The 15,775-nt window shown below is 70.5% G+C and carries 10 protein-coding genes; 4 read left to right on the top strand and 6 right to left on the bottom strand.

What is annotated here, in order from left to right; all coding sequences use genetic code 11:
- Positions 1–59: 59 nt before the first annotated feature.
- Together AHOG_RS11985 and AHOG_RS11990 are read right to left on the bottom strand one after the other, a co-directional pair.
- Entirely contained in the window at positions 60–4,835 is a 4,776-nt protein-coding gene (locus AHOG_RS11985) for an OmpL47-type beta-barrel domain-containing protein (RefSeq protein WP_093941427.1), read from the bottom strand.
- Between the two features lie 222 nt (positions 4,836–5,057).
- Complete coding sequence (locus AHOG_RS11990) at positions 5,058–6,422, bottom strand: APC family permease (protein ID WP_093941428.1); 1,365 nt, start codon at positions 6,420–6,422, stop codon at positions 5,058–5,060.
- Positions 6,423–6,573: 151 nt separating this feature from the next.
- Between AHOG_RS11990 and AHOG_RS11995 the strand changes: the two genes are divergently transcribed.
- Positions 6,574–7,176, top strand: coding sequence for a TetR/AcrR family transcriptional regulator (locus tag AHOG_RS11995; RefSeq protein WP_093941429.1), 603 nt, complete (start codon positions 6,574–6,576; stop codon positions 7,174–7,176).
- A 228-nt stretch (positions 7,177–7,404) separates the two neighbouring features.
- Here AHOG_RS11995 and secD read toward each other — a convergent pair whose 3' ends face one another.
- Entirely contained in the window at positions 7,405–9,726 is a 2,322-nt protein-coding gene (gene secD / locus AHOG_RS12000; RefSeq protein WP_093941430.1) for a protein translocase subunit SecD, read from the bottom strand.
- An 82-nt stretch (positions 9,727–9,808) separates the two neighbouring features.
- Entirely contained in the window at positions 9,809–10,225 is a 417-nt protein-coding gene (locus tag AHOG_RS12005) for a hypothetical protein (protein ID WP_093941431.1), read from the bottom strand.
- Positions 10,226–10,406: 181 nt separating this feature from the next.
- Between AHOG_RS12005 and AHOG_RS12010 the strand changes: the two genes are divergently transcribed.
- Positions 10,407–11,612, top strand: coding sequence for a sialidase family protein (locus tag AHOG_RS12010; RefSeq protein ID WP_093941432.1), 1,206 nt, complete (start codon positions 10,407–10,409; stop codon positions 11,610–11,612).
- A gap of 141 nt (positions 11,613–11,753) precedes the next feature.
- Entirely contained in the window at positions 11,754–12,605 is an 852-nt protein-coding gene (locus tag AHOG_RS12015) for a GNAT family N-acetyltransferase (protein ID WP_093941433.1), read from the top strand.
- 159 nt (positions 12,606–12,764) lie between these two features.
- Here the strand turns inward: AHOG_RS12015 and AHOG_RS12020 are convergent, their stop codons facing one another.
- On the bottom strand, positions 12,765–13,307 hold the full coding sequence (locus AHOG_RS12020; protein ID WP_093944387.1) for an MOSC domain-containing protein: 543 nt from the start codon (positions 13,305–13,307) through the stop codon (positions 12,765–12,767).
- A gap of 280 nt (positions 13,308–13,587) precedes the next feature.
- On the opposite strand from AHOG_RS12020, the gene AHOG_RS12025 reads away from it, so the two are divergent.
- A complete protein-coding gene (locus AHOG_RS12025) occupies positions 13,588–14,442 on the top strand; it encodes an SAM-dependent methyltransferase (RefSeq protein ID WP_157736773.1) in 855 nt (284 codons plus the stop codon).
- 60 nt (positions 14,443–14,502) lie between these two features.
- Here the strand turns inward: AHOG_RS12025 and AHOG_RS12030 are convergent, their stop codons facing one another.
- On the bottom strand, positions 14,503–15,753 hold the full coding sequence (locus AHOG_RS12030; protein ID WP_211290579.1) for a cytochrome P450: 1,251 nt from the start codon (positions 15,751–15,753) through the stop codon (positions 14,503–14,505).
- Between the last annotated feature and the right edge of the window lie 22 nt (positions 15,754–15,775).

Here is a 15,775-nt window from a genome sequence, read left to right on the forward strand (position 1 = left end):
GGGAGGGCGGGGCGGACCGACCTCGTCGTCGGTCCGCCCCTGGTCTCACTGCGTGCGCCTCACTCGACAGCGTCGTCGGAGGAGCCCGTCACCGCCACTCCCTCGATGGCGTCGATGACGGCTTGGATGTCGCGGTCGAGGGTGGTGCGGATGTCGCCTGCGGTGACGAGGGTGGTGTCGTTGACGAGGGTCTGGAGCGTCTGGAGTTCTTCGATGGTCGCGAAGTCGTCGCCTCGTGCCTCGGCCAGTCGTGCGGTGGTGAGCTGGTCGCGGAGTTGGGTGGTGGCGGTGAGGGAGAGGCGGTTGGTGGCGCGGAATCGGTCGATGAGTTGGCTGATGTCGCGGGTGGAGGTGGTGGTGGCGAAGGAGATCGACTGTTCGGTGGTGTTGCCCGCCAGGTCCGTCGCGGCGACGGAGAGCTCCTGCATGCCCAGGGGGAGCTGGTGCAGGGGCACGTATTCGCCGGAGTCGATCTCCTCGTCGTTGAGGGTGCCGATCACCGTGTCCAGGCCGGAGGTGTTGTCCTCGGCGTGCCAGTGCAGGACGAGGTCGGTGGCGTCGCCGTAGACCCGTCCGTCGGCCACGCCCGCGACCACCAGGGTGGGTGCGGTGTGGTCGATGAGGATGGTGGCGGCCTTCTCGTCCTCGACGTTGCCCGCCACGTCGACGCTCCGGTAGAGCAGCGAGTGCGGGCCTTCGCCGGACACCGACACCGGCTCCTCGTAGGCGGTCCAGTCGCCGCCGTCGAGGCTCCACTCCGTGCGGGCCACTCCGCTGCCCTCGTCGGTGCCCGCGAGGGCGACGGTGACCTCGCCGTCATGCCAGCCGCCGTCGGAGGAGTCGGGGAAGGTGGCCTCGGTGGTGGGGGCGGTGGTGTCGATGGCGAGGTGGAGGGTCTGGGTGTCCTCGATGTTGCCCGCGGTGTCGGTGGAGCGGTAGTCGAGGGTGTGGGTGCCGTCGTCGGTGAGGGTGAGGGGTTGGTCGTAGGTGGTCCAGTCGCCGTCGTCGAGGCGGTATTCGGTGGTGTCGACGCCGGAGGCGTCGTCGGTGGCCTCGAGGGTGATCTCGACGGGGCTGGTGGTGTACCAGCCTTCCCGGCCGTCGGGCTCGCTCGGCGTGGTGCTCGCCGTGGTCACCGGAGCCGTCGAATCCTCACCACCGCCGTCACCGGTCGGCTTGATCCGGATGTTGCGGAAGTGGAGCTGGTTGGAGTTGCTGTTCTCCAGCCCGATGTGCCCGCCCTGGCCGCGGGTCCCGTCACCGGTGTACTCCGTGACCACCCGGTCGTTGAGGACGACGTTGTACTGATCGCCGGTCACCTCGATCTCGAAGAGGTTCCAGCCGCCGTAGGGCGGCTTGGCGGTCAGATACTTCGCCGCCATCAGACCGTTGATGGAACCCGTCCGGTTGAGCACGTCGTCGACGCGGTCCAGAATCGCGACCTCGTAGCCCTCGCGACCGGGTACGCCCGCGTCACCCTCGGGGTCGGGGAAACGCTGGAACAGACCGGAGTTCGCGCTGACGCTGAAGCTCTCGTACTCCGCCTCCAGCACGTAGTCCTCGAACTCGGCGTCGGCGTAGTACAGGATGCCGAAGCCGCCGGACCGCGGTGCCAGCAGGCCCTCCTCGGTGACCTCGAAGCCGCCCGCGCCGACGTGGTCCCAGCCCGCCAGGCTCTTGCCGTCGTACAGGGTGATCCAGCCCTCGTCGTCGGCGGTGGCCTCCCAGGTCACGACGCCGTCGTCGAGTGCGAGGTCGTCACGCAGGTTGACCGGGCCGTCGTCGGTGACGACCAGGCTCTCGCCCCGCACGCACGAGCCGCCGTAGCCGAGGCAGGCCACGATCCGGTCGGTCGCGCCGACCGTGCTCGTGTAGTCGAAGGAGACGGTGCCCTCCTCGTCGGGCTCCGCGATGTGCTGCTCCACCCGGACGAAGGGCTCGCCCTCGGTGTGTCCCGGCGGAAGATCGCTCGCGGGGGAGGAGCGGTAGACCTCGATGCTCACCGGGCTGTCGGCGGGCGTGCCCTCGCCGGGGGTGAACGTCGCGGAGACCTGCTGCTGGTCGCGGGTCTCCAGCTCGGCCGACTCCGGCGTGACCTCGATGGTGCCGTCGATCGGGTCGAAGACCGACACCGTCGTCTCGGCGCTGCCCCGCACGACGCCGTCGGCGTCGGTCGCGGTCACCGAGGCCGTGTACTCCCCGGTCGCCTGGTACTCGTGCGACACGGCCGCGCCCTCGGCGGTGGCCCCGTCACCGAGGTCCCAGGAGAAGGTGGTGCCCTCGGGCAGCGCCTCTCCGGAGACGGTGAGGTTGGCGGTGAGCGGAGCGGCGCCCCGCGACACGTCCGACTCGGCGTGGACGACCCGAGGGCCCGCCGCGCCGAGACCGTCGAACTCGAAGTAGTTCAGGTTCAGCAGTTCCTCGTCCGACTCGCCGTCGAACACCACGAACAGCTCGAAGGTGCCCTCGGGCGCGGAGATCTCGACCGGGTCGAGTTCGACGTACTCGCCGGACCCGGCCGGAACCTCGGTGGCGGCGATGAGCTCGCCGTCGGGTGCGTCCGCCCGCAGCTCGACGGTGCCGCCCGCCAGGCCTGCCGCGCGCAGCCGCACCGAGTCGATCATGGACAGGTTGTACGGGGCGAAGGAGACCCAGTCGCCCGCGTGCACGGCGCCCAGCGTCCGGCCGCCCTCGGCCGCCTCGTCGTCGACGATCTCGACGCCCTCGGCACCGTCGTGGTGGATGGCCTGCTTGCGCTTGGGCTGGAGGATGATCTCGTGCTCGCCGGAGGTCGGCGCCACGCCCTCGTTGCCCCGGTCCTCGTAGCTGGAGCGCAGGACGTAGAACAGGTTCGCGTCGCCGCCGTGACCGCCGTCCTCCTGGATCGTCGTCACGCCCTGACAGTTCTGGATGTTGCTCTGCGGGTGAGCGTGGGAGTCGTGGCCGAGTGCGGTCTGGACGGTGACCGCGGAACAGCTGATGCCGTCCCCGACGGTGCCGTCCTCCTGGTCCTCCACCGTGACGTCGTAGGCGACGCGGTCGCCCCACTCGAACAGCGATCCGTCGCCGGGCGTGTCGAACGCGACCTGCGGCGCGAAGTTGCCGATGGTGATCGTCACGCGGCGCACGGTCTCGCGGCCCGCCGAGTTGGTCACCGTGAGCTTGGCGTTGTAGACGCCGTTCTCGGTGTAGGTGTGCGTGCCGGAGATGCCGTCGGCGTCGTCGACGCCGTCACCCTCGTAGTCCCACGCGAAGGTCAGCTCTCCGCCGTTGGGGTCGGTGGTGCCGGTGGCGTCGAAGGTCACCTCGAGCGGTGCGTCACCCGAGGTCTCGGTGGTGGCCAGCGAGACGTCCGGGGACTGCACGCCGCCGGTGTGGTCGATCCGGTACAGCCCGGCGTAGGTGCCGGGGGTGAAGAACCCGCCGCCGTACTCGATGACGTAGAGCGAGCCCTCCGGACCGAACTCCATGTCCATCGGCTGGTTGAAGTCCAATTCCGCCAGGAACGGCGTCATCGACGAGTAGTCGCCGTTCTCGTCGAAGCGGACGTCGGCCACGAAGTTCCGCGAGTATTCGTAGAAGAAGTGGGCGCCGTCGTACGACTCGGGGAACTTGGTCGGCGAGTCGAGCGATTCGTCGTAGCGGTACACCGGACCGCCGAAGGCGGAGTTGCCGCCTTCACAGGAGATCTCGGGGAACTCCTCGGAGCAGCCGTAGGTGTAGTAGATGTCCGCGGGAGTGGCGGGCGGCAGGTCGGTCAGACCCGTGTTGTTGGGCGAGTCGTTGACCGGCGCGTCGCAGTCGAAGGCCGGGCCGGACTCGCCGGTGGTGAAGTCGTAGTCCCGGTAGGGCTCGTTGGGACCCATGCAGAAGGGCCAGCCGCCGTTGCCGGGGCCGTCCATCAGGTACACCTCGTCGTAGGCGTGCGGGCCGCGATCGGGGTTGCCGTCCCGCGCGTCCGGCCCGACGACGCCCAGGAAGATCCGGTCGGTCTCCTGGTCGACGCTGAAGCGGAAGGGATTGCGCAGACCCATGTAGTAGATCTCGGCGCGGGTGCCCTCGGTGCCCTCCGGGAACAGGTTTCCCTCGGGGATCGTGTAGCCGCCGTCCTCTTCGACGTGAATGCGCAGGAGCTTGCCGCGCAGGTCGTTGGTGTTGCCGGACGACCGCTGCGCGTCGAAGGCCGAGCGGCCCTCTCGCTCGTCGATCGGGGTGTAGCCGTCGGAGGCCCAGGAGTTCGTGTTGTCTCCGGTGGACAGGTACAGGTTGCCCTCGGAATCGAAGTCGATGTCCCCGCCCACGTGACAGCACAGGTCACGCTGGGTGGGCACCTCCAGGATGATCTGTTCGCTCTCGAGGTCGAGCACGTCGCCGTCGAGCGTGAAGCGGGACAGTCTGTTGCGCGGCTCGGGGTCCGGCGGGGAGTAGTAGGTGTAGACCCAGCCGTTCTCCTCGAAGTCCGGGTCCACGGCGATGCCCTGGAGCCCGTCCTCCTCGCCCGCGTAGACCTGGATCTCCGCGGCGGTGGTCACGTTGTAGCTGTCCGGGTTGAAGATCTTGATGGTGCCGCGACGGTCGGTCATCAGCACGCGACCGTCCGGGACGACGGCCAGGGCCATCGGCTCACCGACGTCCTCGGTGAGCTGGATCTTCTCGAACTCGCCTGCCGCCTCGGCGAAGGGCGTCAGGTCTTCGGGAACCTGGGTGAGTCGGGGGCTCGCGTCGGGCGAGTGCTGGTCGGCCTGCTGGGCGGCCGCCGGAGCGACCCCTGCCAGCGGCACCAGCAGCGCTGCACCGAGGGCCAGCCCCAGTGCGCGACGGCGTATCGATGACATGCGTGTCCTTTCTGGACATGGCGAGACGGTGACCGTGCTCTCCCGCCGCCAGGAGAGCCCGACCACTTACTTCGGGGCGGCCCCAAGTATGTGAATGCATTCGGCGTTAACACAGTCTTTATTCTTGCGAAATACTGTGCTATGGCGACGGGCATAAGGCGTGTGCTATGGCGAAGAAAGAATGTTCAGACACCCTCTGTACTGGTGCTGAAGAGGATGGTCTCAGCCATTCGCCGCACCCTGTCCGGGCTCCTGAATTAATTCACCGCTTGTACTATGCGGGTTGATCGTCCCGTTTCGTCGGCGCGTCGACCAGGTGAGGAACAGCCAGCCGAGAACACCGAGTGCGATCAGGACGATCCCGCCGACGACCGACCGGATCGGCAGGCTGACCGCCAGCAGCACGCAGCAGGTCAGCCCCACCGCCGTCAGCGCCCTCGGCGGTCGATGCTCGGCACGACTCAACGTCCACGCCGCGGCGTTGGCGATCGCGTAGTACACCAGCACCCCGAAGGACGAGAAGCCGATCACCTCGCGCAGATCGGCCGACAACACGGCGACGGCGGCCACCACGCCCACCGCCAGCTCGGCCCGCAGCGGCACCCCGTGCCGGGCGTCGACCGCGGCCAGCACACCGGGGAGCCTGCGGTCTCGAGCCATCGCCAGCACCGTCCGCGAGACGCCGAGCAGCAGAGCGGACAGCGCGGCCCCCGCGGCCAGCACCGCGCCCGCCCGCACCAGCGGCGCCGCCACGGCGAGATCCGAGGCCGCGACCACCGAGGCCAGCGGGTCGGACCACGTCGCGATCGCGTCGGCGCCCACCCCGGCGAGCAGCGCCGAGGCCAGCGCGAGGTAGACGAGCAGCGTGATGCCCAGGGCGATCGGCACGGCGAGGCCGATGGTCCGCCGAGGGTCGCGCACCTCCTCGCCCAGCGTCGTGATGCGTGCATAGCCCGCGAAGGCGAAGAAGAGCAGCCCCGCGGCCTCCAGCAGCCCGCCGGGGCTCGCCGCCGTCGCCGCACCGGGGGTGACGGCGGCCGGGCCGGGCTCGCCCCAGATCGCCGCGATCACCACGAGTGCCAGGACCAGCAACACCGCCACGACTGCGATCCTGGTGAACCACAGGGCCCGGCGCACGCCGAACATGCTCAACGCGGTCAGCGCCAGCAGCGTCACCGCGGCCACCGGGCGCGCCTGTGCGGGCCACAGATAGAGCCCGACGGTCAGGGCCATCGCGGCGCAGCTCGCCGTCTTGCCGATGACGAAGCACCAGCCGGCCAGGTAGCCCCAGAACGGACCGAGCCGCTCACGCCCGTAGACGTAGGTGCCGCCCGCGACCGGATAGCGCGCCGCCAGCCGAGCCGAGGAGATCGCGTTGCACACCGCCACGAGACCGGCGAGGGCGAGGGCGGGCAGCAGGAGGCTTCCCGCCGCGCCTGCCGCCGGGGAGAAGGCGGTGAAGACGCCCGCGCCGAGCATGGCGCCGAGCCCGACGAACACCGCGTCGCCGGTGCCCAGCCGTCGACGTAATCCGCCGTCGGGCTGCTCGGCATCGGTCGGCTCGCGGTCTGGAGACGGGGAGTTCATCGGCACGTCCTGTCCTGGCCGGGAGTCGGGAACGACGGTGACGGATAGTGATCAACGAAGTCGCAGGTCCGGCTTGATCTTCGACCCAGTAAGGTCGCACAGGGTAGCCGGAATCCGTGACACGCCGGGAAACAGGAGCTGACGAACAGGAATGCCCGAACGGCAATCGCGCCGCGCACTGCTCGCCGAGGCGGCCATCGAGGTTCTCGCCCGCGAGGGCGGCCGTGGCTTGACCCACCGCGCGGTCGACCGCGAGGCCGCGCTGCCCGCGGGTACCACGGAGGAGTGTTTTCCCAGCCGCGAGTCGCTCGTGGAGGCGGTCGCCGCCCACATGTCCGAGCAGCATCGTGCCGCTGTCCGGGCGCTGCACGAGCAGCGTCCGGAGGTGGTGACGCCCGAGGACGTCGATCACCTCTACCGCGCGATGCTGGTCCGTTCCACACTCGACGGTCGCGCGCAGTTCCTCGCCCTGATGGAGTTGTATCTGGAGGCCGTGCGCAGGCCGAGCATCCGGACGGCGCTCGGGGAGATGGTGACCGCCAACATGGACTCTGCCGTGGCGCTGCATCGGGAGGCGGGCCGGACTCTGCGTCAAGAGGAGGCGGGCAGACTCGACGCCTATTTCCTCGGGCTCGCCGTCTCGTTGCTGGCGTTGCCCGGCGACGTGCTGCGACGTGGCGGGCTGGACGACCCGGGGGCGCTGGCACCCGCGCTGCGGGCCGCGGTGGCGTCGGTGCCTCCCATGGCGGACTGAGCGGCGCGGACCGGTGCGGCGGATGCGGCGCCGGTGTGCGCCCGGCCGGGTCCGACCGCGGTGTCCGGCAGACGTCCGCCTCTCGTCGGGCCGGGCTGACGTCGACGGAGGTGGTGCGGGCCTGTCGTCTGCACCCCGGCCCCGGTCTGAGGCCGCGGCGGGCCGGAGTCGCGTCGGGCCGCGCCGAGGAGATCTCGACGCGGCCCGACGATCAGCACCGAAGCGGCGTCAGACGACCGCTCCGCTGCCGTGCTCGTCTCGCTTCTTCTTCTTGCGTACTCGGGCCGCACCGGGCCACTTCGTGTCGAGCGCGATCGCCAGCGGCGCGGCGACCACGATGGTCGTCACGTTGCCGATCACGGCGCCGATGATCACGGCGAGGGCGAAGTCGACCAGTGAGCCGCTGCCCAGGAACAGCAGCGCGCCGAGGACCGCGAGGACACCGATGCCGGTGTTCACCGTCCGCGGCATGGTCTGCAGCACCGCACTGCCCGCGACCCGGTAGAACGGGTCCTTGGGTCGTTCGGCGCGCAGTTCTCGAACCCGGTCGAAGACGACGACCGAGTCGTTGACCGAGTAGCCGATCACGGTCAGCATCGAGGCGACGAACACCCCGTCGATCAGCCTGCCCGTCCAGGCGAACACGCCGAGCAGGAACACCACGTCGGCGGCCAGACCGACGATCACGGCGACGCCCAGCCGCCAGTCGAAGCGGAACGACAGATAGACGACCTGGGCGATCGCGCCCAGCAGCAGCGCGAGGATCGCCCGATCACGTAGCTCCTCGCCGAGGCTCGGGCCGATCAGGTCGCTCTGCAACTGCTCGACCGGGCCCACCGCCGAGACGACCGCCTCGCGGATGTCGCCGACCCGTTCCTCCTCCAACGGTCCGGTGCGCACGGTCAGGCCGTTGTTGTCGGCGCCGGAGACCGCGGCGTCCTCGAAGCCCGCCTGCTCGAGCGAGGCACGCACCGCGCCGAGGTCGGGCTCCTGCTCGGCCTGATAGGAGATGTAGCGGCCGCCGGTGAAGTCGACGCCGAGGTTCAGATCGCGCACGGCGAGGCCGGAGCCGACCACGACGAGCACGATGCCGAAGCCGATCAGCCACTTGCGCCAGGGCTTCAGGAAGTCCGGCGACCTCCGCTCGAACCACTGCCGCAGCCTGCCGAGATGCGCGATGCCGCTGATCTTGGGATGCCGCGCGATCGGACCCCGGAAGACGAGCTGCTGCAGCACCCGGCTGAGAACCAGGGCGCTGAACATGGAGGCGATGACACCGGTGCTCAGCGTGATGCCGAAGCCGCGTACCGGGCCGGTGGCCAGCGCGAACAGCAGTGCCGCCGCCAGCAGGGTGGTGATGTTGGAGTCGGCGATGGCGGTGATGGCGCCCTTGAAACCGCCGTTGACGGCGTTGGTCATCCGCCGCTTGGCCGACTTGGTGCCGACGGAGCCCGCGTACTCCTCACGGGATCGTTCGTAGATCAGCACGTTGGCGTCCATCGCCATGCCGATCGCCAGCACGAAGCCCGCGAGGCCGGGCAGCGTGATCGTGGCCCCGAGAGCCAGGAGCAGGCCGAAGGCGATCACGGTGTAGGCGGTGAGGGCGATGGCGGCGATCAGGCCGGCGAGCCGGTAGACGACGATGAGGAAGAGACCGGTGATGCTGATGCCGATGACGGCGGCGGTGATGCTCGCGTCGATGGCGTCCTGACCCAGTGTCGGGCCGAGCGTCCGCTGCTCGACGACCTCGACCGGCACCGGCAGAGCGCCGTCACTGATCAGGAGGGCCAGCTGCTCGGCCTCCTCCTGGTTGAAGTCGCCGGTGATCGAGGTCTCGCCGCCGCCGGTGATACCGACGTTGCAGGTGGTGTCGCCCTGCACCTCGGGGGCCGAGATGATCGTGTTGTCGAGCACGATCGCCACCCGCCGTGCGGGGTCGCCATACGGAGCACAGGCCGCCTGGCCGGTGACCTGAGCCCAGCCGCCCGCGTCGGCGAAGTCCAGTCCGACGTACCAGCCTCGGCCGGTCTGACCGTCCAGACGGGCGGTGGCGCGGTTGATCGCCTCGCCGGTCATGGCGGCGGGCGCCAGTCGCAGCGCGGCCCCGTTCTCGTCGGTGAGGACGAGCTCCTGGGTCGTCTGTGCCTCCGGGTCGGCGGCCTCCTCGGCCTCCTCGGGGCTCGCGGCGGCGATCACGGGATGGATGGTCAGCTGAGCGGTGCGCCCGATGGTGGCCAGGGCCTCCTCGGGATCCTCCACACCGGGTAGTTCGACGACGACCCTGTCGTCGCCGGAACGGACGAGGTTGGGTTCGGCGACGCCGAGAGAGTCCACACGGCGGCGGATGACCTCCAACGTCTGGTTCATCGACTCTTCGTCGATGACGACGCCGTCGCCGGGCATGCCCTCGAGGGTGATCTGAGTGCCGCCCTCGAGGTCCAGGCCCAGTCGTGGCTCGGTGGTGAACAGCAGTGCGCCAGAGGCGATGAGCACGATCAGGGACAGCAGTCCCCGGACCAGCAGCCCACGCCGTTCTGTTGTGCCTGACACGTCGATTCTCCGCGGTCGGATTCCCGCGCGCGTGGCGACGGCGGGAAGCGGTGAGACGGCCGCGGCAGGCGGCCGTCATGGCTCAGCGGAACGGGGACGCGGGCGGGCCTCGGCTGCTGTCGGGTGCGGACCACGCGGGGCGGAGGTCCCGGACGGTCTGGGTGATCGGTCGGTGCTCGAGGAACCGGGGTCCCGCGGGCGTCGGCGCCGTCGAGGGGCCGAGGAGTTGTTCCCGGTGCGGGGCCTCGTCGAGGACGGCGGCGCCGCCCACCTGGGCGCGGGCGGCCTGCCAGGTCGTGCCCGCGAACGGGCGCACGCCTCGGACACCGGAGCGCTCGACGGTCTCCGCACGGGCACTGAGGAACGACTGGCCTGCCGTCGCACCCGCCGTACCGGTGCGAACGCCTGCGGCCGAGAACAGGCCGAGGACGGCGGAGAGCGTGGCGACGACGACCAACGGCCAGGAGAGCGCCGGCGCCGGCCCCGAGCGTGCGCTCATGACTGCTCCCTGGATCGAGGCCGTTGCTCGGGGCGGAGTGTACCGAGTGGGGTTGTCATGGCCAGGTACCGACAGTAGCTTTTAGACATCCCACGTCCGATGTCGGATGTCCGGCTTCGGGTGTCGGACCGATCGTCGGCGCCGCGTCGGCGACTCGACCGCTCATCCTCAAAGGAGCGTGATGAGACCCTTACCCCGCATCGCATCGGCCGCGCTGGTCTCGGCCGTGGCCCTCGGCGCCGCCGGAGCCTGGACCGCGACAGGCTCCACCGCCCCGGCCGCCTCCGCCCCGGCCGCGACCGCCGTCTACACCTCGGGAACCGACGGCTACGACACCTTCCGTATCCCGGCGATCGTGCGGGCGCCCGGTGGCGACCTGCTGGCCTTCGCCGAGGGCCGTCGCGACGGCGGCGGTGACAGCGGCGACATCGACCTCGTCCTCAAACGCTCCTCCGACGACGGCGCGACCTGGGGCGAACTCATCGTGGTCGGCGACAACGGACCGAACACCTTCGGCAATCCCAGTCCGGTCGTCGACCCCGAGAGCGGCCGGATCGTCCTGCTCTCCACCCACAACGGCGGGGACGTGACCGAGACCGAGATCAGGTCGGGGGACATCGATCCGGCCGACTCTCGCCGCGTGTGGGTTCAACACAGCGACGACGACGGCCGGACCTGGAGCGAACCGCGCGAGATCACCGAGGACGTCAAGCTGCCGGACTGGCGGTGGTACGCGACCGGGCCGGTGCACGCGATCGCACTCCGTGAGGGACCGCACGCCGGACGCCTGATCGTGCCCGCGAACCACTCCGACTCACCTCCGGAGGGCAGCGCCGACATCGGAACCGAGGACAGGTACTACGGCGCGCACCTTCTCTACAGCGACGACGGTGGCGCCACCTGGTCCATCGGCGCGCTGGAGTCCACCGCGGACGGCGTGATCAACGGAAACGAGACGACGGTGGCCGAACTGCCCGACGGCAGGCTCTACGTCAACACCCGGAATCAGAACGGCACCGCGCCGGGCAACCGCGCCGCCGCCTACAGCGGCGACGGTGGTGCGAGCCTGGACGCGCCGCTGCGGCCGGTGCCGGACCTCGTCGCGCCGATCGTGCAGGGCAGCACCTTGCAGGTCCAGGACGGCCCGCTGCTGTTCGCCGCTCCGGGCAGCGCGAGCCGTCGGGAGCGGCTCACCGTGCGTGGCAGCACCGACGGCGGTGTGACCTGGTCGGACGGCGCCGTGCTCTCGGAGGCGCCCGCGGCCTATTCCGACCTGGTGCCGCTCACCGGGGACGAGGTCGGCGTCTACTACGAGACCGGCGTCGACTCCCCCTACGAGACGATCTCCTTCCAGCGTCTGCGGGTGGCCGACACGACGCGGGACTGAGGCGTCCGACGGTCGTCGACACGGTGTCGGAGACGATTCGGGGCGAGTCAGCCCGCCTGCTGGGCCGACCGGCATCGATTCGTCGGTCCACAGCGGACGAGGTGCGTGGATCACCCGGTGCGGCGGTGACAGAATACGGCGATGTGGATTCGCCCCTGGGCAGTCGAGGACACCGCTGAGGTCGCCGCGATCACCGCCTCAGGGGAGCTCGACGTCCTCTGGGCGCAGGGCAGGGCGCTCTTCGGGCCACCGCGCGACGGCGAGCACTGGCGGCGGACGATCGTCGCCGAAGTCGACGGGATGGTCGTGGGAGCGGGGGCGCTGCTCTCACCCCGCTTCCACCCGCGTCGCCTCTGGGTCTACGTCGAGGTCTCGTCGGCCGCCCGCCGCCGGGGTATCGGCGCGGCACTGGTCGCGGGGCTGCGGGATCTCGCCGCCGCCGACGGCCGCCCGCTTCGGGCCAAGGTCCGACCCCGGACGCCGTCGGCGGCCTTCGCGGTGTCGCTCGGACTGCGGCGGGTGCTCATCGACTCGGAGATCCGGCGGTTGCGCGCCGACCGGTTTCCGCGACCCGCAGGGCACGCCCGAGTGGTCGCACTGGACGATCCCCGTGTCGCGGAGACCTATCGGGAGTTCTATCGCGCGGCTCATCCCAGCGATCCGCCCGATCGACTCACCACCGACATGGTCCGGGAGAGCCACCTCACGGCGGCGACCGGCGCGGTACTGGTGTCGCCGGAGCCGGGGCGGCCTGCGGGGGTGGCACTGCTGATCAAGGACGAGGGCTGGACCTTCACCGGCGGGTCGACGCGCCCGAGTGCCGCCGGGGCCCCCGAGGTGGCCCGGGAGCTGCTCTGCACGATCGCGGCCGCGCTGCCTGCCGACACGCCGTTGGACGTCGAGGTCGACGACAGCATGGTCGACGTCCGAGCGGCCTGTGTGGACCTCGGGGCGACCCCGGTGGCACATGCCCGGGTCGTCGCCGAACGGTGAGGGGGCGCGGACACCGCCCGTCACTCGTCGCGGGGGTGATCCTCGGCCCGAACCGCGGCGCCCGACCGGGATCGGACGGCCGTGGCCGTCGCGGCACCGGCACGCGGCATGCGCCCGTGGGCATGGCCGCCCGGCTCGCGTGACCCGTGGCGCAGGCGCTCAGACGGGAATCAACGGGGCGTGCGGCGCGGCAGGCAGCCGCACCTCGATCGGATCGCCGGGGCGGACCACCCCGTCGGCCAGGACGACGGCCATCACCCCGGCGAGGCGCACCAGCTCGCCCTGGTCGTCACGGCCGAGCAGCTCCTTCAACAGACCCGGCTGGAACGCGTCGATCTGCTGACACGGGTTGCGCAGCCCGGTGATCTCGATCAGGGCGTGCTCGCCCAGCAGGAGTCGCGTCCCGGTGGGCAGGTCGAGTAACTCGATCCCGCTCGTGGTGACGTTCTCCCCGAGGTCTCCCGGCCGCACCTGGCGGCCCGCCGCCGCCAGCCGGTCGAACAGCTCGCGGTGGATCAGATGAACCTGTCGGAGATTGGGCGCACTCGGGTCGCGGGCCACCCGGGAGCGGTGCCGGACCGTCCGCCCCTGATGGGCGTCGCCCTCGACCCCCGTCCCCGTCCGCAACGTGATCGACTCACGAGGACTCTTGCTGAACCGGTGCGTCGCGCTGCTGCCGACCGCCGTCACCCACTGCCGCATGAATCGCGCCTCCTCCTTCCTCCGCATCGCCCGCAGGCGCCCGATGTCGCTTGCACCCGCCCGTGGACGAGGCACGGCCTCGATCGTCGACGGTACTTCATCGAGGCCCGCCGACCTCCGTATCGCGTGTTCGGTCGACCGTCATCACCACACCCCCGGGCCTGCCAGGATGACCCGCCATGAGGTCGGGCGTGGTCCGAATCGTCACCGGCCCCCGGTGCCGTCGGCCCGCGCCCGCGGTCCGTGCTGAGCAGAACCCGTCCCCTTCTAGGAGCAGCCGGTGCAGTCTTCCTCCCCGTCCGAGACCTACGCCTCGACGATGTCCGAACACGTCGGTCGGTTCTACGATCACTTCGCGGCCGTCACCGACTCCTTCGACGCCACCATCCACTTCGGTTACTGGGACGAGCCCGGCCAGGCGGCCGATGGACCGGGCTCGCTGGGCGAGGCGATGCACCGGCTCACCGACGAGGTGATCCGGCGCCTGCGACCGGCCGAGGGCGCCGCCGTGCTCGACGTCGGATGCGGGCTGGGCGGCCCGGCCGTCCGCATCGCGACCAAGGCTCCCGTGAACGTCACCGGCATCTCGGTGAGCGCGGAGCAGGTCCGGCTGGCCAACGAGCTGGCCGAATCCCAAAATCTGGCCGACCGTCTCTCCTTCCACCATGCCGACGTGCTGAGGCTGCCGTTCGAGGACGCCTCCTTCGACGCGGCCTTCGCGCTGGAGTCGCTGATCCACGTGCCGGATCGGGCAGGCGCCCTGGCGGAGATCAGGCGGGTGCTGCGGCCCGGCGGCAGGCTGGTCGCCACCGATCACTTCGAACGCGCCGCGTTCTCCGCCGAGCAGCAGGCCCTGCTGGACCGGTATGCCGGGATGCTCCTGCTGGCGCCGCTGGTGGGGATCGAGGAGTACCTCACGGTGCTGCGCGGTTCGGGGCTGCGATTCGAGGAGGCCTCCGACATCACCGAACGGACACTGCGCGACAGCTTCCTCCTCATCGCGGAGAGCGAGCGGAGTCGACGGGCCGCGCCGGACTTCGCGGGACCGGCGTCGCCGGAGGGTTACGACCCGGCCGACCTCGCCGATCTCGGTCAGCTCGGCTACCTCCTCTTCAGCGCCGTACGCCCGGACTGAGTCGAGAACGAGACGGCCGGGTCCGGGCGGGCGCCGCGCGTGCCCGCCCGGCCTGGTCGGTCATCCCCAGGCGACCGGCATCTCCTCAAGGCTGAGCAGCACCTGACCCGGCCGGTGGCGCAGCTGTTCGACGGGAACGGCCAGGCGGAGGTCCGGGAACCGGCGGAACAGAGCAGTGATCGCCACCCGCAGCTCCATGCGTGCCAGGGCGGCCCCGGGACAGTGATGGCTGCCGTGTCCGAAGGCCAGGTGCGGATTCGTCGGCCGGTCGGGATCGAAGCGGCGGGCGTCGGGGAAGACGGACTCGTCGTGATTGGCGGAGGCGAAGGCGGTGACCACGCCGCTGCCCGCCGGGATGAGCACGCCCTCGAGCTCCACGTCCTCCGTCGCGATGCCGATGGGGCCTGCGTCGCCGAGCGGGTTGATCCGCAGGAGCTCCTCGATGTAGGAGTCGATGAGGTCGGGGTCTTCCTGAAGCCTGCGCAGCTCCGCCGGGTGCCGCAGCAGGGTGAGGACCGCCGCCGTCACCATGCTGGTCGTCGTGAGGTAGCCGCCGACCAGCATCGCCAGGGTCAGCATCATCAGCTCGTGGAGATCGAGCCGGCCCTGTTCGTCATGGGCCGCGATCAGCGCCGTGATCAGGTCGTCGCCGCCCTCGTCTCCCTCGGCGCGCTTGCGTTCGATGAGACCGGCCAGGTAGCCGACCAGCGCCAGCTGACTCCGCTGAGCCTCCTCCCGCCGTTCCGGGTCCAACGAGTTCATCATGTCGCTCCACTGCCGGAACTCGTCCCGGTCCGCGAAGGGGACGCCCAGCAGCTCGCAGATGACCGTCACCGGCAGGGGGAAGGCCAGCGCCTCGTTGAGGTCGGCGGGCGCTCCCGTCCGCTCCATGTCGTCGAGCAGGCTCTCGACGATCTCCTCGATCCTGGGCGCCAGCGCCTTGACTCGAGCACCGGTGAACTTCGAGCCGATCAACCGCCGCAGCCGGGTGTGCGCGGGGCCGTCGGTGGTGAAGAGCGTGCCCGGGGGCGGGCGGTCCTCTCCGTAGGAGGGCGCGTCGGGTGCCGTCCCCGCCGCGCGGCTGAACCTGGGGTCCGCGAGGACACGACGCATCAGGTCATAGCGGGTCACGAGGAACACCGGCAGCCCGGTCACCGTCAACCGGACTCGGACGATCGGCGCCTGCTCTCGCGCCGCATGCACCTCGGCGGGCATCTCGATCGCTGAGGGTCTGCGGAAGGGATAGTCCGGCAGGACCGTCGTGTCGTCGCCGACCATGGTGCCGGCGGACCCGATATCGGAATGGGCCATCGTCTGCCTCGATTCGCCGTCT

The organism is Actinoalloteichus hoggarensis, assembly GCF_002234535.1.
In the GTDB taxonomy this organism is placed as follows: Bacteria; Actinomycetota; Actinomycetes; order Mycobacteriales; family Pseudonocardiaceae; genus Actinoalloteichus_A; species Actinoalloteichus_A hoggarensis.